The organism is Corynebacterium freiburgense, assembly GCF_030408815.1.
GTDB lineage: Bacteria > Actinomycetota > Actinomycetes > Mycobacteriales > Mycobacteriaceae > Corynebacterium > Corynebacterium freiburgense.
Window position 1 is genome coordinate 1,538,124 of sequence record NZ_CP047355.1, and the last position, 18,109, is coordinate 1,556,232.

The window sequence follows — 18,109 nt, forward strand, 5'->3', positions numbered from 1 at the left end:
TTTCTTCGGCACACACAAACTTTTGGGAGACTTTACGTGAGCGGCCTATCCCCTGAAAAGCCATATAACCCACTACGGGACAGCAATGATAAACGCCTACCCCGCATCGCTGGCCCATCTGGCATGGTGATTTTTGGCGTCACCGGCGATCTTGCACGCAAGAAACTCCTGCCGGCGATTTATGATCTTGCAAACCGAGGACTCCTTCCTCCAGGTTTTTCACTGGTGGGATACGGTCGCCGCGAATGGTCAAAAACCGAATTCCAAGAGTATGTTCGTAAAGCCGTAGAAGCCGGTGCCCGCACAGATTTTCGTGAAAATGTTTGGGAGCGCCTTGCCGATGGCATGCGCTTTGTTACCGGAACATTTGATAATGATGCTGATTTCGATGCCCTGGCAGAAACCCTTGCCAGCATTGAATCCGCAGCGGGCAACTGGGCATATTATCTTTCTGTACCGCCAGACTTTTTTGCAGATGTTTGCCACCAATTACAACGATCCGGACTTGCAGAAAGCAATAATGCTTCCTGGCGCCGCGTAATCATCGAAAAGCCATTTGGTCATGACCTTGAATCCGCGCGCCACCTTAACCAAATAGTGAACTCGGTCTTCCCGGAATCCTCTGTATTCCGCATCGACCATTACCTTGGCAAAGAAACCGTACAGAATATTATGGCCCTGCGCTTTGCCAACCAACTTTTCGATCCTTTGTGGAACTCCCACTATATCGATCATGTGCAAATCACCATGGCCGAAGACATTGGCTTGGGTGGCCGTGCAGGCTACTACGATGGCATTGGTGCCGCCCGCGATGTAATCCAAAACCACTTACTGCAATTGCTTGCCCTCGTGGCCATGGAAGAACCTATCGCCTTTACCCCACATGAACTGCAAGCAGAGAAAGTAAAAGTACTTCGGGCAACCACACCCGTGTACCCATTAGCAAAAACCACAGCCCGCGGCCAATATGCAGCTGGCTGGCAAGGTAGTGAATTTGTACGGGGCCTCCGTGAAGAAGAAGGCTTCGATCCAAAATCCGAAACCGAAACCTTTGCTGCCTGCACACTAGAAATCAATTCTCGCCGCTGGGCAGGGGTGCCATTCTATTTGCGAACAGGCAAACGTCTGGGCCGCCGCGTTACCGAAATCGCACTGGTATTTAAGCCAGCACCGCACCTCCCCTTTGGTGACGGCATGACCGCCTCCCTCGGGCCAAATGCTGTAGTGATTCGTGTGCAACCCGATGAAGGTGTGCTAATGCGCTTCGGCTCCAAGGTGCCAGGCTCCACCATGGAAGTCCGTGACGTCAATATGGACTTCTCCTATTCCGAATCCTTTACCGAAGAATCCCCCGAAGCCTATGAGCGCCTAATCCTTGACGCCCTGCTGGATGAATCCAGCCTCTTCCCCACCAATGAAGAAGTTGAGCTGAGCTGGAAGATCCTCGACCCAATCCTGGAATATTGGGCAAAGCATGGCCGCCCCGAAGATTACGCGGCAGGCACCTGGGGCCCGGAGAGCGCCGATCGTATGCTCGCCCAAGATAACCGCCAGTGGCGGCGCCCATAATTGGACACGAAAATACTTTTTCTGAAAGGCAATCATGATTTTTGATCTCCCCAATACAAATACGCGAGACATTGCCAAACAATTAGTGTCCATCCGGGAAACTGGCACCCAGGTAGCCACTGGCCGCGTACTTACCCTCATTGCGGTAGCTCACACCGATGATCCAATCGAACCACTGATTGAAACAATCGCGGAAGCAACGCGCGAACACCCTTCACGTGTGCTTTTGCTTATTGCCGGCGATTTAAATGCAAACCCCCAATTGGATGCCCAAATTCGAATGGGTGGCGATGCCGGCGCAGCCGAAATCATTATTATTCGGCTCCAAGGTGAAGTGGCAAACCATATGGAGGCAGTAGCAACCCCACTTTTGCTGCCCGATACCCCAATCGTGGCATGGTGGCCTGCGGTAGCACCCGTCAACCCAACACTTGACCGCATCGGTGGCATTGCGCAACGCCGCATTACCGACGCCCAATACGATCCGCCAGTCGATTCCATCTACCGCCGCCGCACCCAATACCATCCCGGCGACTCCGACCTTTCATGGTCGCGAATTACGCCATGGCGTGGCATTGTTGCCGCCACCCTCGATCAGCCACCACACGAAAAGATTATCGACGCCACGGTCTATGGCCCAGCCGATAGCCCCAGCGTTGACCTTGCCGCAGGATGGCTAGCAGACCGCCTCGGCATTACTGTACTGCGCGAAACCACCGAAGATTGCCAATCAGTAGAGACCAAAGAATGCATTCCGGTTTCACGCATAGAACTCAACCGTGAAGACTCCACAATCTCAATCGAAGTGCGAGACACCCACACCCTGGCGGTACAAATCCCAGGTCGCGCCGAAGCCCTAGTAGCACTCGGAAAACGCAGCACCGCTGACTGCCTGGCCGAAGAACTCCGCCACCTTGATGCTGATAAAGCATACGAAAAAGCACTACGTGGGCTTTCCCACGTCCGATACGGAAACCGATAAACACATGGTCACTCTTATTCCAGTTGCCGACCGCGAAGAACTCACCACCAAAGCGGCCGAACAAACCGCCAAAGTGATAGCCAACGCCCAACAATCAGGCGATGGCTATGCCCGAATTGTGCTTACCGGCGGCGGCGCTGGAATAGGAATGCTCCAAAAACTCCGCGAACTCGACGGCATAGATTGGGCCCGCATACATATTTTCTTCGGCGACGAACGCAACGTTCCTACCGACCACCCGGACTCCAATGAAGGCCAAGCCCGCGCAGCACTACTTGATCACGTCAGCATCCCCCAAGAACATATTCATGGCTGGCGCCTCGGCGAACTGAGTCTCGACGCCGCCGTCACCGCCTATGCTGGCACCCTCAGCAAATACGCACCCCAAGGCTTTGACCTGCACCTACTTGGCATGGGTGGCGAAGGACATATTAATTCCATCTTTCCTCATACCGACGCCGTCCGCGAACAAAATGCCTTGACGCTAGCTGTAACCGACTCCCCGAAACCTCCCGCAGAACGTGCAACCCTCACACTTCCCGCAATTGCTCAAGCCGATCACGTTTGGTTACTTGTAAGCGGCGCTGAAAAAGCCGAAGCCGCCTCACACGTAATTGCTGGATCACCTGCGGAAGATTGGCCAGCCGCCGGAGCACATGGCCGCGTGGAAACACTACTGATCCTAAGCGAAGATGCCCGCATTTAACTGGGATCATGTTTTCGGTGCCGCTCAATCGTATCAACAATATTTGAAATTGATGCCAATGAATGGCCTTTCCGAATGTCCTTCGCTGTGTGCACCCAACTCAGCGGAAACGAAATCTGCTGCAAATCTGGGGGTGCTACACCAAACTCATACATAATCATCCCAGGATAATCCGGCGGCACCCACGCAATAGTCCAGTTCCAGCCGCATAATCGGACAAGCCCTTCGCCGAGAAACATGCCGACATGTTGTTGGAATTCTTCATCATCGGATTCCAGCAGCAATCGGTAGAGTTCTTCGACTGTTGCTGCTGACCAATCAACGTTGCTGAGGCGGAATCCTGCTGGAGGGGTTGCAAACCACTGATCCGTAATGGTCTTTGCTGCTGCTTGGTGCTCAGCTAGTTCAGTGGCGAAGGCTCGCTCGGCGTCACGGGTAAGAAACTCAAGTGAAGATTCTGGTAGTGCTTGCATGGGTTATCCCTTCTTCACCGGTTACACCGGAAAATCTAACCGATCATACATTATTTAGAGATATAGAAGAATATCCTAATAACCGTGGTTAAATATAGTATGGGCAAAATATATCAAGAAAAGACTAGGAAGATTGTAGCGTATATTGCAGTAATCTACGGTTGCGGTGTTGTTTTGCTTCCATTTCTGCAAATTGCAAATTTCTTTTGGTACACGCCTCTTTGCTTGTATAGCGGCGCAGCTTTATTAGCAATCGGTTTAATCATCCTTGAAAAGCGCGTTCTTATTCTGTCGATTTTCCTTCTACTATGGACTTTTATTGGTCCTTTCTTCTTTCTAATGTTGGATACGGTTTTCCTTTCCCCCGGGTATCCCAAATAAGTAGAGTATATAACAACATACTTATCAAAACCACGTGCTGTAAGCCTCTATCATGAGTTTGATTCAGGAGCATGCGATGCATTACCAAATCTACATTTCCGCAATAAAGATGTTTCTGTTTTACGGAGTTTTTAGGCGTGGGTGTTTGCCCCACAACCTTGGATTTTGGGGCTGATTTGGCGTTAAAAGGGTGGGTCTTCAGGCGGTTGGTCTGGTGCCGTTCGATGTTGGTTCCGCAGTTCGTGAATGCGGGCGTTATATTGGTCGAACGTACTACCGAATCGCCCCATGCCGTGTCTAATCGGTGGGTCAGTGTTATCGTCTTGCTTGGTTTTCCTGGAATGTCGCGGTGGCATGGGGATTCCAGTGAGCCCAGCCAACGGGCCTTCTGGAAGTGTGACTCCAAGATCTCTCTGCTCTTCCCCAACCTTTGGATCGGTGTCTTCCCATTTCACATGCCCATGCGGGGTGATTTCAGCATGAAGTTTCCGGTCAGTTTTCATATTGTGGTGGTGCCTGCACAAGCAGTGCAAATTTGATAGGCACGTCCAGCCACCAGCTTCAAAGTTGATCACGTGATCGATATCGCACTGGTCGGCTGACACCATGCAGCCCGGGTAACGGCAGTGCCCATCCCGGAACCGCACTACGGCTTGCAGGATAGGGCCGGGATCGTGGATATCTTTGCAGATTGCTGCCAGCTTTAAAATATTGCGGTATTTGATCTGCAGTTTCTTGAGCCGCTGCGTGTCTGCATCGGTTTTTGGTATGCCTACGCTAGCGAGTTCATCGATGGTGATTTCTGCTCCGGGTGTCGCGCGCCCCACGCCAAAGACCGTGACCTTCGTGGCCTCTGCCTCTCCGGTGAGTAGTTTCACAAAGGCTTCCACATCAGTAATCCGTTCTGAATTGGCATAAGCCTGCACATGCCGGGTGATCATCGCTCCTGCGGTAGCATCCACATCGGCGGTAATGGTCCACATGCCAGGCTGGGCGCTTTTAGCAGATCGAAAATCTGGGCGTGCCACAGGTTTACCAGTGACGTTACTCTCACGCAGCTCGTGCTCCAGCAACTTCCGCAGCGCTGTTGCTGAGGGCAAGCGTTGCGCAGGACTGCTTGGGGTGAATTGTCCCACCAATAATGTGTCCAAACGGTGTACCAGCCCAGCATCCGGCACGGCTGGCAAGTCCTGTAATACCCCCTCTATGGCACACGCCATAGGCACACTCATTAGCCCTTGCCTGAAAGCAACGGTCGACAATTGTGGAAAATAGGACATTAGCCGGTAGACAAATCCCAGCATCCGCCTGATTGTGTTCCCGGAAGCGACGATGCCATCGGCCTGCAACTGAGCAATAAGTTTACCCACGTCAACCCGATCAAAATCCACCGACTGCACTTGATAGCGATAAAACTCAAATTCTTCCCTATTAAGCATTTGGGTGCGGCGGCCGGTGAGATTATCTTCTGCTTGGATTCGGAAATAAGCAACACCCATCACCAACACACCACCTCTCATGCTTTGCGGAACAACCTCACCGTACAGCACCTATTCTACCCTGAGAATGTCCCAACAACAAGAATAAAATCGCAGGTCAAAGGCCGAAAATAAGCTGAGCACGGAGTGGCGTGCTTGATGCCAACAGCACATATAGAGCACCGTCTACCGACTACAACTTATCTTCCGTTCGAACCTCAATGGTCACCACACAGCCCCCTACCCCCTGCGCCACCCACATGACAAGCACTGCAGCCACAGCCTGGCTAAGTGCAGCGAATATCATAAAAACTGCTGCTAGAAGCCTTAAAACCGATTAATAAATTGGCCACCAAATACACTAATTCGGGGGTGTTGAAACAAACCACCGCGACCGTGCCGCGGCGTCGAAAAGCAAAAACCAGGGATGCGCGACCATTTCTTAGGATTCCGCCAGCGAGTAGATGAATATCCCAACGCTGGCGCAATCCACTGCTGATAAACGACGCCCGGACGCACACCGTTTCTACGAAAGGCTACGCTGTGCGGTGGCGACGTTGATAAGTTTGAATACTTTTTGCTAACACGAGCACCGCGCCGCTTAGCCAAAAGCCTGCCAAAAGTGTTGCGCCGAGACATATCGAGACAGTGAGGTTTACGCCATTTCCAACGACCGAAATATCCGAACCTACGAGCAATACATGGAACGTACTGCCTACTACTGCTGTGAAGGTTGAAGTAACGAACGCGACGCCCATAAACAGTAGTGGCAACCCAATAAACCTCGCCACGTTGACACTGGTTTCAGACATGCCCAACTCACCTAAAGACCTTGAAGTGACATTAATTTTATGTTGGCAGAGCCGGTGTTGACCCGGTAGGAACACTCCACGATGCGGACTGCCTCCATTCCTGAAGAATCCTCGCATACTCGCCACCTGCGACTTCAAGCTCCGCTGGCATTCCATATTCCGCAACCCTGCCGTCTTTCATCACAAGCACAACGTCAGCGATTGCCAGTGTAGCGGGCCGGTGAGTCACGATGACCGTGGTGTAGTGCTCGCGAATCCGATCTATTGATTGAACAAGTGCACGTTCATTTTTGGTATCTAATGCTGAGGTTGCCTCGTCAATAAGAAGGAATCGCGCGGGCTTTGCCAATGCTCGAGCAATGCCCATGCGTTGTCGTTCGCCACCGGACAGCTGTGCGCCAAGCTCCCCTACCGGCGTATCCCATCCTTGGCTCGAACGTTCGATCATAGGGGTTAGTTGCGCGATATCTGCAAGTTCATCGAGGCGTTGTTGAGTGATATCTGGATCAATCGCCGCAATATTATCCCGAAGCGTACCTTCGCCAAGTACTGTTTGTTGGAACACGACGGTAGAGTTCCCGCGGAGATCGCCCGTACTTGCGATAGGCTCTCCGGTTTCATGAAGGCTCATGCTGCCACTCGTAAACGGCAACAATCCGGCCAACGCTTTTACAAGAGTTGTTTTACCACTCCCCGAGCGACCAATGATTACAGTGACCGTACCTGGGCGCAGTTGCAGATCGACGTCGATAAGCCCATGTGTTCCATCAGGGTAGGTAACGCACAATTCTTTGGCGGTCACATACGGCGCCGAAGCCAGCGGTTGAACAGGCGAAACCGCGGGCGTATCAATAACTCGCCGCACTTCCTGCAACGTTCTTTCAATTCCGACCACACCCGCAATCGAACCTGCAATCGTTGTCACATGCTCTACTACCCGCAATAAAATAATCACCAACACCGCCGCAGAAACAGCATCGAGGGAACCGTTCTCGTACGCCGCCCATGCCGCAACGCCGAAACCGAGCAACACGATTTGAAGCACAAGGCTAAATAAGAACTGTCCCGGTATTTGCCATAGCAGGAGTTTGAACACACGTGCCTTTGAATTTTTAATGGCATCAGTGACGAACTTCTGTCCTATTTTGGTGCTGCGCGCCGTGCGCAATGAAGGCTGCGCCCAAGCGTATTCAAACAGCCGGGTATCCATCTCTTCCACCGCATGACTGAACTCTTGTTCTGAACGAGTTTCGATCTTCATTCCGGACCACAATGCGATAAGCGCCGCAATTCCACCGAATACTGTAACCACTGCTACAGGCGGCGATATCCACAGCAATCCGATCCCTAGTGCGAATATAAAAACAACGGCTGTGATGATCGGTGTAACCATCAGGATAATGCTCGACGTCGCCTCCACTGCCCTGGAAGAAACAAGCGTTCTTAGAGAAGCTATTCGCTTTTGATTCAGTGTTTCATCCGGCCAGGTCAGCACTGCTTCTGGCATCCGTTGATGAATTATCCGCATCACAAAAACGCCCAATTCAGAGCCTTTTTTCGCAGACGCGATATCCATAAACCACACCGAAATAATCAGCGCTAGAAATAGCAGCACCCACCACATCGCATTCCCAGGATTTGGTCCGAATGTATAGCCTAATAGCGGAAATAATGTCAGTACAGCACATGCTTGCAATACCGCCGAAATAACGGTGAGTGCCACGTAATTCCAGAAGGTGCTACTGCCGCCAGAAATGGCGTAAATGTTTTTTAACATCCATTCTCCTCCTCGACTAACGACGCCCCGACCCGCCAAAGGTTGGCATATACCCCATCGTGGTGCATCAACTGGTCATGTGTTCCATCTTCAACAATGGCTCCACGTTCAAGAACAATAATTCGATCAGCGTCTCGTATCGTGTGGAGCCGATGGGCGATCATTACTACCGTCCGTCCTTGCAACAAGCGGTTGAGCCCTTGGCGAATTGCCCACTCAGAATCTGGATCAGCCGCAGCTGTCGACTCGTCTAAAATAACAATTGGTGTATCGGCCAATAATGCACGCGCAATACCGATACGCTGCCGCTCCCCACCTGACAAGCGAGAAGAATCGACGATAGTTTCGTACCCTTGAGGAAGCTCTGCAATCACATGATGAATACTCGCTGCTTTCGCTGCGGCGATAACGTCTTCATCACTGGCTTCTGGGCGAGTCAAGGCAATATTTTCGCGGACAGTAGCGCGGATTAATTGGACATCTTGCAAGAGGATTGTGACCTTGGCATACAGCTCATCTTGCGATAGATCTCGAAGATCTGTCCCATCGATACTCACGGAACCGGACTGAGGATCCCACAACCGCGCCAACAATGTAGCGATTGTTGATTTACCCGCTCCCGAACTTCCTACTATCGCTGTAACTTTTCCTTGCTCCAACTCTAAGTTGAAATTTTTCAGCACTTTATCGCCCGAGCTGTATCCAAATGTCACATCATAAAAACAGATATGACCTGCAGGAACTTGCCGATGCTGCGGCGATGTCAAACTTGGAGTAGCCAGCAATACTTCCAGATTGTTACGGGTCTCTAGTCCATCCATGACCGCACCAATGTTCGTAGAAATTCCTATTAGTTGGCCGCCAAACGACGTCCCTAAAATCAAAAATGGAATAAGGTCAATCGGGGTGCACCATCCAAGTTGCACAAACAACCAACCAGTAAGAACAAGAATTCCCAAAACAGTAATCGGTCGATTAATCATTACTGCTCGAATTTTTGTTAACGCCGTCTCTTTCTGCCAACCCGCAATAAAGTCACCGACACCCTTTAACGTGTTTGGTAGAGGCACCACCGACGATGGACCGAATATCTGCGCATGTTCCCGAGTATTCAAATATGTTTGTGCCTGCCCCGTCGCAAGTGCGATGTATCGTTGCGATGTAGTCACTTTTGCCCGATCACGAATAGAAATACGCATCATCACGTAAATAAACACAGCAATAGGAACAAGAAGTACCAGTGCAAGCCGCCACTGAACATAGAACAAATACACCATTGCTGCTAGTGGAGTTACTATCGCAGCAACTAAATCCAACGCTGCATGAGTAATCAGGTAATGCAGTGCCGTCACATCATCACTGACAAGTTTTTTCACATCACTTGATTTGCGGTCTGCGAACCACCCAAGCGGAAGCGAACTTATTTTCCCCATGATTCGCTGCCGGGTAGTTGCTGCGAACCGAGCGTCAAACAGGTGCATAAACAACAGCAGTATTGAACTTCCACCTGTAGTAATACCCAAGATAATCAAGGCATTCATTCCAAGCGAGACAAATTCTTCTTGGCGCGCTCCTGCCATGAACAAACGAGCTACTTCTGCAAAAAGAATAAACGGCATGATTTGCAGCACCGCAAGAATCGCCTGAACAATTGCACCAACAATGAACGCTGGTTTCGCTGGAGCAAGTATGGATTTCTGCGGGTTTTCGTTCTCTAAAAAAACATCCGTTTCATGTGAAGTTTCGGCCACACCCTGATCTTCCGGCGACCTCGATTTCCCCATGGCTCGACCCCGAACCCAATACGCCTGCGAATGTAGCGTTGAACGATTCAAACCGAATTCGTTTTGTAGCAGTGTTTTCGCTTGACGAGTTGCAACAGTTTCTGCCGTTACCCACGCATACCAACCAGTCCAATCTCTGCCCGATAATGCTTGAACTAAAGCACTACCATTGGGAAGTTCCTCCACCCAGTGCGCTTGTATATTCGACCCCTTAGGGAGTGGAAGCTCCGTGTCATTTTCGTTGTGTTTTTCTAAGATCACTACCACTTCGTGTTCTTGCGGTATCGACTCGGCTAATGCAAAAATAGCTGGATACGACGCAAGATCACCAAGAAATAAATAACCTTTCGGTGGTGGGTCAAGCAATTCAAAGGGTTGTTCGCCATAACGCATGGCTACTATGGCGTCACCCGCTTCACAGTTTGATGCCCAGTGCGAAGCAGGACCTTTCGGCTCGTGAAGCACAAAATCTACTGCCAGTAACCCATTGCTTGGATCAGTTTCCGCCAAAGTATATCCGCGTTGAAACTCTTTCGAACTTCCTTCTGGATCCGGAAACCATGCCCGAATCCAGTTTCCAGGTTGCTCCCCCTCAGGCTGAAGCAGTGTTTCTGACTGCATCCATACCCGAACAAAGTGCGGCGCTCGATACTCTTTGCTCACCACAGTGAGCGCATGTTCTTTCGCCCCTAAGGTTTTTAATACAGCACCTTGGATACCCTTACCCATAGACTTTGACCTTTCGCTGGCACACAAAAGCAAAGTTGATCCAGGGGCTGCTGCTCAACTGAACTCAAGAAAACGCTGTATCGTCGATTTTCCCGAGTATTGTGGGACCACAATAACATACAAAACACACTCTTGAACAGGAATTGTCGTGACCTTATCGACGTCCCACACAATCATTAGTTCACAACGTTTAGGACTCCTCAAACAAGGGTTCGTTGAATCCAAAGTGCTAGCGGAAACACCAGCTGTTAATCACACCGAGTTGTTGAGGAGTTTGCCGCCACAGCCTGCACTCAATGTAAGAGCCATATCTATTGCCTCACACAAGCCCGTAATAACGAGCATAAGGATCCCAATCAGCATCTGTATGCGGCTCGTATTCAATTTCAAACGCTATTTGATCGGCAATCTTAGAACCGTTGAAGTGTTTGATCAATGCCACAGTCATATCCATCCCAGCAGCTACACCAGATGAGGTCCAACGATCCCGATCATGAACCCATCGCGCTTCTGGCACCCATGCCACATTCGTACTTTGTTCCGTAGCCCAAGTAAACGCACGTTTGTTTGAGGTGGCACGATACCCATCCAATAATCCAGCTGCAGCCAACACTGCTGAACCAGTACATACCGACGCAACAATCTTTGCACCACGAGCCCACCTGGAAACATCCTCCAAGAAAGCCGCATCATGCACGAGTGTTCGAGTGCCTATTCCGCCCGGCACTAAAACAATATCCACTTCATCCGCATCTTTTAGTGAATTAGAGGCAAAGACCTGCACGTCTTGCACACTACGAATCAGCCCTCTGTTCGGCGCTGCATAAATAATCGAATAATCATTTGGAAGTTTGCTCAAAAGTTCGACCGGGCCAAAAACATCGAGCACCTCAAACCCCTCAAAGAGCACCACACCTACACGCATGTTGTGCATTCTACTGCCGCAGCTTTTCGACACCCAGCAGCTTGAGCGGCGTCGAAAAGCATCCGCGAATGCGGACAAACAAATCTAAATAAAGGAGGCAATTATTGATGGTTGCTTTGTATTAATTGTCTTTAGTTGATGAACTAAATCCACTCACACCAAGCTTATAATCAGGCGCTGAATCAATTATCGTCTCTAGTCTTTCTGCGAACTCTAATGCCTCCTCCTTTCCACCTTGAAAACTAGCCACATTGTAGAAAGCAACTAACATCGATTTTCTGTGACAACGAGACAACTTCTTGCGGAAAATTCCTTCTTTTTTCGCGGTATAAGTTGTAGGTCTCATCCATAGCCTTGACTGATGTGACACCAAATTCCGTAGGGAACGAAGAGAATCCACCCCCGCATAGAAACGACCTGCTGGAATGTTCATATCACTGGCAATCTTTCGCCAAATACGATCTTCATCCTTTATGGATTTATCGCAGCGTTGTATCAGTTTAACCAGCCGCCCAAGTGAAAAACTATCTACTACTGACCATAAAGCCAAGTCCTTCGACAAATCTCTACATAGATCCCAATTATCAGAAGTCGATCGTTTCGGAACTTCACAATTCCGGGATTTACTAGCCTCTGCAAGCTGCTTTATGACAAAAGCTTCACTATATTCAAGAACATCATTCATTAAACCTCGACCTAAATGATCATTAGTGTACTCCCCACCCAAATCCAGATAGTTTTCAAAGTCAAGGAACGATTCATAAGGATCGAATTTCTGACAGTACTCCTGAACGAGAAAATGCCTCAGTAACCATTCTGCATTTCGTATTCCCGAATAAAGGATTTCGGAAACCTTAGCGTCGACATCAATTAGCCTAAAAACTCTAGAGGGGGATTTTGTACCGACCAGTTTTCTATCTTTGCAGAGCCCTCTGAAATTCCTGGCATACCCGAGGAAATAGTGAAAGTTCATAGAGCTAAGACGCTTTACATCATCTTCCGAAAAACTATTCTTTGAAAAATAGTCTTTAACATAAAGGTAGTTCACCCGTTCTTCGACAGTAAGAAACGGGAGCCTATTCGCCATATTTTCAACTCCTTAAATACAGGACAAGCCCCAGAAACCTTTGGCTTCTGGGGCTTGTTAGGGCCACTACAGCAGGACGCTTACCAAGAGAGGCGGCTGCGGGAACTATTGAGACTAATACTAGTCCTGCTGAAATCATCCCGCAATCCCACATCACCCCCGCCAGCTAGAAATCACACGGCAAAGACCTTATTGAGGGTAGCTAGCACTCTATCCGACTCAATGCCGCTCGGAATGTCCAGTTTAAGTTATTGGGCGAAACAACAATCCCAAACCGAGTCTTAGATCGGCGATTACCCGCTCTGCAGTAACATCCGGCGCATTTAAACTATCGAGAGTGAGACCGTCAACCAAAGCAGTAACCAGTCTTGCTGCTTGGGGAACTGTAACTTCTGAATTAAGAAGCCCTTGAGAATCGGCGTTCTCGAGCGCTGACTCAATCAACGTTCGAAAATATGCAAGCTGCTGATTGTAAATCGTTGCAAGCCAACTGCGAGTAGATGCCGCGGCACCGATAATCACCCAAACTGCAGCATCCTCACGTTGAGTAGGGCCGGTTGGTAAAAGCTCAGATAATCGAATCACTAAGCTTTCATACAAACTCGGTGCCTGAAATTCTCTCATTGCACGTTTAAGCTGCCGTTGAATTGAACGGATAAATGCAATCGCAATAATGTCATCGCGAGAGCCCATGTGGTACTGGACAGTACCTGGGGCAACCTTCGCTTCCGCTGCTACATGCCGGACACTTAATGCATCTAAACCCTGATGAACCATGACGCGAATCGCGGCGTCAGCAATATTAGCAGCGGCTTCGCTTAGTACCATGTCTCGGTCAATCTTCATTAGGTCTCCTTTTGTTCAAATCATCAAGTAATCGTACAATCGTATTACGTCATACGAACGTACGAGAGATTGATATGATCGATATACTTCCTTTAATTGGTTTGGCACTTGTAGATAGCCTCAGCATAGGCACACTCATTATTCCCATCGCGCTCATTGTCCTTTGGGGAAAAGTACACATCAGTCCAATCAGTATCTACCTTGGAACAGTACTCATCTGCTACTTTGCCCTGGGATTAGCACTGCTTTTCGGGCTCCAAACTTTTAATACACTCGGTGACCAAAGCTGGTTTCACTGGACGGTACTCATTATTGGCATCGGCCTCACAGCTATTGGTTTTCTTTCCCCCACCCCAAAACGAAATAGTGCAACCGCCAGTGAAAAAGTACGCAAGACTAATTCAAAAAGCATGGCGGCGATGATTAGTCTAGCGCTTGGTGCTTCCGTTGTTGAAGCATTTACCATGTTGCCTTACCTTGCAGCGATGGGCATTATCCAAAGTTTTGAAATCTCATCTACCAGCAAAATTGGGATAATCTTGTTGTACTGCATCATCATGATTCTTCCCGCAACACTCATCAGCGCCATCGCACTCAGCTCCACAAGCAAGAAATTTTTAAGCGCCATTGAATCATGGATACCCCGCCTAGAATATGAAGCAAAAATCACACTACTGTGGGTCGCTGCCATCGCCGGTATATACATTGTGTTCACCAGAGCTACCGTTCTCGGACTAATTAGCAACTGACACACGGGACCCTATGAATGAAGCAGCGACATACGCCTCAAATTCCGACAGCTTGCCAGATTAGAGCCAGTACCGGGGCTACACAATGTCATCATCAGCAGTGATTGTCCGTAACCGTCGAGTGACCATGTTCGCCATTGCTGCACGGCCTTCACTATTATTTAGGTACGTGAGTGCACGAATTGCACGTAAATCAAACGGAACATCATCCATGGACTGAGCCAACAGGATGGTATCGCGACCGAGCGTGTGAGCTATGCCAGCTTCGTAAAAAACGTTCGGATTCTTGCCACTAAGGTCAGCAATGACAACGCGAGCTTGCCAGATTAGAGCCAAAATGTCGTTAATAATATGATCTATATTCCAAATGTCATCTGCACGAAGACAGCGCATTCCAGCTGCTTCGACGCCAGCCTTCAGCGACTCATAAACGGGTTTAAAATTCGAACTAAAAGGCATCATCACCGCTACAAGATGAGGGTCAAACTCCCTTTCAGTGGGGAACTGGAAAATCTTAGGCTGAGACCTACATTCCGTAAATTGCTCATCCACAACCCGATAGAGATCAACCTCTTTCACTGCCCAATGAGTGCGATGAAACTCCAATTTATTGATGATGCCCAATTGGCCAGCTGTCGACACAATCTTTTGCGAAGGTATGGGAGCGATCGCTTCGTTCGGAACAAAATTAAACGTGTAATAGGCCCCTGACCTTACCAAATTAGTTACATGCCCTACACACGCAACCTGACGTTCGTACTGAGAGCCTATCTCAGGCATAAGTAGCGTTGGTAGATTCATCAACCGTTGGACATTCACTTCATCTTGAGTTTGCCCGCCAGCAAAGCCAACATACTGGCGCACATCGTCAGCTGTTCTTTCGAGGAGACGCCCATAATGCACCTCACCCCGGGTAAGCCCAATCAAAAGGTTGTACATCACAGCATCCTAACCAAATCGCACATTTGTACGCTAGACCTTAGGTGTACCTGCAGCACAGCTAAGCCGGTTGCCCCAGTCAGCGACTTCTGAAATAGCCTCGTCAGGGGCACATATTGTGAATGGCGCGTGGAGTGTTGCAAGGGCGAAAATGGTCCAGTCAAGGTCACCGACAGGGATATGAACCTCGCAAGTGCGTTCATCAATCGAGGTAACAGTGCCCCATTTCCCAAGGTGCTCTTGTGCCTTTGCTGCGGGAGTTTCCACCTTAGCCACCACCTCGTAACTCATCCCAGTGTTTTTAATACTGTCGCGTACATATTCTGCGGGGTCATCCACTGGCAGTGCTCTAGGCATAAAACTCTGCCTTGTGCATTGAGGATTCGCAGCGCGGTCAAGACGGAAGGTGCGCCAATCGCGACGAGTGAGATCGTATGCCACCAGGTAAAGCCGCTGGTAAACAGAAACAATATTGTGTGGTTGAACGTGCCGGGTCGTCGCAACGCCCTGAGCATCGGTGTACTCAAACGTCAGTGTCTCGTGGTCTCGAGCCGCCAACGCAAACATAGTGAGTACCGCAGTATCAACCACAACACGGTTAGGGTACGAGCCAGGCAACATTGCCACTCGCTGCAGTGAGTCGATTCGGCGACGGATCTTACTCGGCAACACTTGCACAATCTTGGCTAGTGCCGTGATCGCTGAGCGCGATTCAATCATCTGATTGCTGGCGGCTGCTTCTTTCAGCGCAATCACCACCGCTATTGCTTCGTCTTCGTTGAGCACCAATGGTGGTAACGACCCACCGGGTGCGAGCTGATATCCACCGCCAATGCCACGCGTGGTGGTGATCGGGTAACCAAGGTCTTGCAGGCTTTTCACATCACGCCGCAGCGTTCGAGGACTGACCTCCAGGCGAGACGCAAGATCTTCACCGCCCCAATGTCTGCGGCTTTGCAGCAAGGTAAGAAGCTCCAACACGCGGGCACTAATTGTGGACATACTCAAACCTTACGTGCATTTGTGGACGTATTGTGGCCACAAGTAGGTGTTGGCTAAGAGCATGGTTCAAAAAACACACCACATAATCCAGGTCGACGCATTGCGACGCGTATTTCCTGGGCAGGACAGACAAGACGTGGTTGCCGTCCATAACATCTCAATGAACGTGCCACCCGGACAAACCCTGGCAATCCTGGGCCCTAACGGCGCAGGCAAAAGCACACTCCTACGAATGCTCACCACACTGCTACCGCCGACATCCGGCACCGCACACATCGCAGGATTAAACGTTATCGAATGCGCTCACCAAATTCGCTCTCTCATCGGATACGTTGGACAAGGTAACAGCGCCGGGCACTCCCAACGTGCGCTGGACGAGGTCATCAGCCAAGCCCGTATGTACGGCGCAAACCGTACTAACGCTGCTCACCGGGCCGCTGAATTATTCTCTGCGTTTGGCCTTACCGGTATGGAACAACGCAAAACCCAGGAAATGTCGGGTGGACAGCGACGTCGTCTAGATCTAGCAATGGGCTTGGTACACCACCCGCGCCTACTGTTTTTGGATGAGCCCACCACTGGACTCGACCCCCAGAACCGCGCAAACCTCTGGGAGCACATTCGGCAAATCCGAGAAGGCACCGGAATGACTGTTGTTCTAACCACCCACTACCTCGAAGAAGCGGACGCCGCTGCCGAACGAATCCTTATCATCGATCACGGACGCATCCTTGCTGATGGCACCGCATACGATCTGAAACAAACCCACGTCGGAAGCCACGTCACACTAACCACACACACCGAAACCGATGCCCGCGCACTTGCCGCGCACATCCGCAAGCTTCCAGAAACGCTGAATAGTTCCGTCGAATCCCAAACCGTACAGATCCAAGTGCAAGACACACGAACCGCTCTACCACGACTAATAACTCACGCAGCGCAGCAAGGCATCACCATCACTCAGGCCAGCGCCCACGAACCAACGCTCGACGATGTCTTCCTTACCCTTACCGGCCGCAAACTACGCGATAACCCCTCCGAGGACAACAAATGACCACCACAACCACCAAACGAAACCTTGTCCGCGATACGCTGCTGACCACTCAGCGCGAACTGAAGCCCCTGTTCAACGACCCGTTCTATTTTATGTTCGGACTGGTGCAACCACTCTTTTTCCTCCTGTTGTTTGGACCAATTGTCAACGCAGAAACCGGCGCCTCACTGTCCTGGTTCGTACCTGGAATCCTCGTCATGATTGTCTTATTCGGCACATCCACCGCAGGTTCCAGCCTCCACACAGACATGATCGATGGGAGTTTCGAACGCCTTCTTGTCACACCTCTCTGCCGACCAGCACTATTCCTAGGAAAATCCCTAAAAGAATTCTTCCCAATAGTCATCCAAGCAATAATGATCACGCTTGTAGCGTTACTGTTCGGTTTCCGCCCCGACCCGCTCGGCTTCATCATTGGGTTGCTCCTGCTGGGAATCATAGGGATTGGTATCGGCGCATTCAGTTATGCGCTAGCACTGGCAACGCGCAAACAAGACTGGATGTTTTGGACGCTGCAACAAACATTGCTATTTCCTATAATGATCCTCTCCGACGTCCTTCTCCCACTTGAAGGCGCGCCGGCGTGGATGCGTCTGCTCGCCAGTGCAAACCCACTCACCCACATTGTCAACGCCCAGCGCGACCTACTCGGCGGCGACATCCTCACCAACAACGTGGGTTGGGGTTTCCTCGCCGCAATCATTACAGCAGTCCTCAGCGTACTCATCGGCCTACGCGGCCTTGCGGTAAGCAATCAATAGTCGCCTGTCGACGCCGTGCAAAACGTAAGGCTCCGCGCCAAGTCCTTGACGATAA

At 50.2% G+C, this 18,109-nt stretch carries 16 protein-coding genes; 6 read left to right on the plus strand and 10 right to left on the minus strand.

Translation table 11 applies throughout. From position 1 onward, the window contains the following. Nucleotides 1-36: 36 nt before the first annotated feature. The 3 genes from zwf to pgl are packed head-to-tail and all read left to right on the plus strand — an operon-like array spanning nt 37 to nt 3,257. Nucleotides 37-1,569 (plus strand): glucose-6-phosphate dehydrogenase, encoded by a 1,533-nt coding sequence (zwf, locus tag CFREI_RS06940; RefSeq protein ID WP_027012303.1) that lies wholly within the window; start codon nt 37-39, stop codon nt 1,567-1,569. A gap of 34 nt (nt 1,570-1,603) precedes the next feature. Continuing rightward, complete coding sequence (locus CFREI_RS06945; protein ID WP_027012302.1) at nt 1,604-2,551, plus strand: glucose-6-phosphate dehydrogenase assembly protein OpcA; 948 nt, start codon at nt 1,604-1,606, stop codon at nt 2,549-2,551. Between the two features lie 4 nt (nt 2,552-2,555). Then, nucleotides 2,556-3,257: a 6-phosphogluconolactonase gene (gene pgl / locus CFREI_RS06950; RefSeq protein ID WP_027012301.1), complete on the plus strand. Its 702-nt coding sequence runs from the start codon at nt 2,556-2,558 to the stop codon at nt 3,255-3,257. Here pgl and CFREI_RS06955 read toward each other — a convergent pair. The 8 genes from CFREI_RS06955 to CFREI_RS06990 form a co-directional block, all read right to left on the minus strand. Beyond that, entirely contained in the window at nt 3,254-3,730 is a 477-nt protein-coding gene (locus tag CFREI_RS06955; RefSeq protein ID WP_027012300.1) for a hypothetical protein, read from the minus strand. The two genes, pgl and CFREI_RS06955, sit on opposite strands and share 4 nt — an antisense overlap. A gap of 563 nt (nt 3,731-4,293) precedes the next feature. After that, nucleotides 4,294-5,631 carry an HNH endonuclease signature motif containing protein gene (locus tag CFREI_RS06960; protein WP_156907721.1) on the minus strand — a complete coding sequence of 446 codons (1,338 nt, stop codon included), beginning with the start codon at nt 5,629-5,631 and terminating at the stop codon, nt 4,294-4,296. A gap of 494 nt (nt 5,632-6,125) precedes the next feature. Beyond that, nucleotides 6,126-6,401 carry a hypothetical protein gene (locus CFREI_RS06965; RefSeq protein WP_027012297.1) on the minus strand — a complete coding sequence of 92 codons (276 nt, stop codon included), beginning with the start codon at nt 6,399-6,401 and terminating at the stop codon, nt 6,126-6,128. Nucleotides 6,402-6,438: 37 nt separating this feature from the next. Then, nucleotides 6,439-8,178, minus strand: a complete 1,740-nt coding sequence (locus CFREI_RS06970) for an ABC transporter ATP-binding protein (RefSeq protein WP_027012296.1) — start codon at nt 8,176-8,178, stop codon at nt 6,439-6,441. Continuing rightward, on the minus strand, nt 8,172-10,691 hold the full coding sequence (locus CFREI_RS06975; RefSeq protein WP_035111467.1) for an ABC transporter ATP-binding protein/permease: 2,520 nt from the start codon (nt 10,689-10,691) through the stop codon (nt 8,172-8,174). The genes CFREI_RS06970 and CFREI_RS06975 overlap by 7 nt, the downstream gene beginning before the upstream one ends. Before the next feature lie 319 nt (nt 10,692-11,010). Further along, complete coding sequence (locus tag CFREI_RS06980) at nt 11,011-11,616, minus strand: DJ-1/PfpI family protein (RefSeq protein WP_338042040.1); 606 nt, start codon at nt 11,614-11,616, stop codon at nt 11,011-11,013. 121 nt (nt 11,617-11,737) lie between these two features. Next, nucleotides 11,738-12,703 carry an Abi family protein gene (locus tag CFREI_RS06985; RefSeq protein ID WP_027012294.1) on the minus strand — a complete coding sequence of 322 codons (966 nt, stop codon included), beginning with the start codon at nt 12,701-12,703 and terminating at the stop codon, nt 11,738-11,740. Nucleotides 12,704-12,946: 243 nt separating this feature from the next. Continuing rightward, nucleotides 12,947-13,549, minus strand: coding sequence for a TetR/AcrR family transcriptional regulator (locus CFREI_RS06990; RefSeq protein WP_027012293.1), 603 nt, complete (start codon nt 13,547-13,549; stop codon nt 12,947-12,949). A gap of 11 nt (nt 13,550-13,560) precedes the next feature. On the opposite strand from CFREI_RS06990, the gene CFREI_RS06995 reads away from it, so the two are divergent. Continuing rightward, entirely contained in the window at nt 13,561-14,298 is a 738-nt protein-coding gene (locus CFREI_RS06995) for a GAP family protein (RefSeq protein WP_240483186.1), read from the plus strand. A gap of 78 nt (nt 14,299-14,376) precedes the next feature. On the opposite strand, the gene CFREI_RS07000 is transcribed toward CFREI_RS06995, so the two are convergent. Together CFREI_RS07000 and CFREI_RS07005 are read right to left on the minus strand one after the other, a co-directional pair. Continuing rightward, entirely contained in the window at nt 14,377-15,237 is an 861-nt protein-coding gene (locus CFREI_RS07000; RefSeq protein ID WP_027012291.1) for a hypothetical protein, read from the minus strand. Nucleotides 15,238-15,270: 33 nt separating this feature from the next. Further along, nucleotides 15,271-16,239, minus strand: coding sequence for a helix-turn-helix transcriptional regulator (locus CFREI_RS07005; protein WP_027012290.1), 969 nt, complete (start codon nt 16,237-16,239; stop codon nt 15,271-15,273). 61 nt (nt 16,240-16,300) lie between these two features. Here CFREI_RS07005 and CFREI_RS07010 point away from each other — a divergent pair, with 61 nt between their 5' ends. Then, complete coding sequence (locus CFREI_RS07010; RefSeq protein ID WP_051255858.1) at nt 16,301-17,293, plus strand: ATP-binding cassette domain-containing protein; 993 nt, start codon at nt 16,301-16,303, stop codon at nt 17,291-17,293. Further along, nucleotides 17,290-18,054, plus strand: coding sequence for an ABC transporter permease (locus CFREI_RS07015; RefSeq protein WP_027012288.1), 765 nt, complete (start codon nt 17,290-17,292; stop codon nt 18,052-18,054). Before CFREI_RS07010 ends, CFREI_RS07015 begins: the two co-directional genes overlap by 4 nt. The last annotated feature ends 55 nt before the right edge of the window (nt 18,055-18,109 follow it).

What these genes read in the sequence shown, in the direction of transcription:
- pgl (WP_027012301.1), top strand. Translation starts at nt 2,556, where the DNA reads ATGGTCACTCTTATTCCAGTTGCCGACCGCGAAGAACTCACCACCAAA.
- CFREI_RS07000 (WP_027012291.1), bottom strand. Translation starts at nt 15,237, where the DNA reads ATGTACAACCTTTTGATTGGGCTTACCCGGGGTGAGGTGCATTATGGG.
- CFREI_RS06970 (WP_027012296.1), bottom strand. Translation starts at nt 8,178, where the DNA reads ATGTTAAAAAACATTTACGCCATTTCTGGCGGCAGTAGCACCTTCTGG.
- CFREI_RS06975 (WP_035111467.1), bottom strand. Translation starts at nt 10,691, where the DNA reads ATGGGTAAGGGTATCCAAGGTGCTGTATTAAAAACCTTAGGGGCGAAA.
- CFREI_RS07005 (WP_027012290.1), bottom strand. Translation starts at nt 16,239, where the DNA reads ATGTCCACAATTAGTGCCCGCGTGTTGGAGCTTCTTACCTTGCTGCAA.
- CFREI_RS07015 (WP_027012288.1), top strand. Translation starts at nt 17,290, where the DNA reads ATGACCACCACAACCACCAAACGAAACCTTGTCCGCGATACGCTGCTG.
- CFREI_RS06980 (WP_338042040.1), bottom strand. Translation starts at nt 11,616, where the DNA reads ATGCGTGTAGGTGTGGTGCTCTTTGAGGGGTTTGAGGTGCTCGATGTT.
- CFREI_RS06965 (WP_027012297.1), bottom strand. Translation starts at nt 6,401, where the DNA reads ATGTCTGAAACCAGTGTCAACGTGGCGAGGTTTATTGGGTTGCCACTA.
- CFREI_RS06990 (WP_027012293.1), bottom strand. Translation starts at nt 13,549, where the DNA reads ATGAAGATTGACCGAGACATGGTACTAAGCGAAGCCGCTGCTAATATT.
- CFREI_RS06960 (WP_156907721.1), bottom strand. Translation starts at nt 5,631, where the DNA reads ATGAGAGGTGGTGTGTTGGTGATGGGTGTTGCTTATTTCCGAATCCAA.
- CFREI_RS06945 (WP_027012302.1), top strand. Translation starts at nt 1,604, where the DNA reads ATGATTTTTGATCTCCCCAATACAAATACGCGAGACATTGCCAAACAA.
- CFREI_RS06955 (WP_027012300.1), bottom strand. Translation starts at nt 3,730, where the DNA reads ATGCAAGCACTACCAGAATCTTCACTTGAGTTTCTTACCCGTGACGCC.
- CFREI_RS07010 (WP_051255858.1), top strand. Translation starts at nt 16,301, where the DNA reads ATGGTTCAAAAAACACACCACATAATCCAGGTCGACGCATTGCGACGC.
- CFREI_RS06985 (WP_027012294.1), bottom strand. Translation starts at nt 12,703, where the DNA reads ATGGCGAATAGGCTCCCGTTTCTTACTGTCGAAGAACGGGTGAACTAC.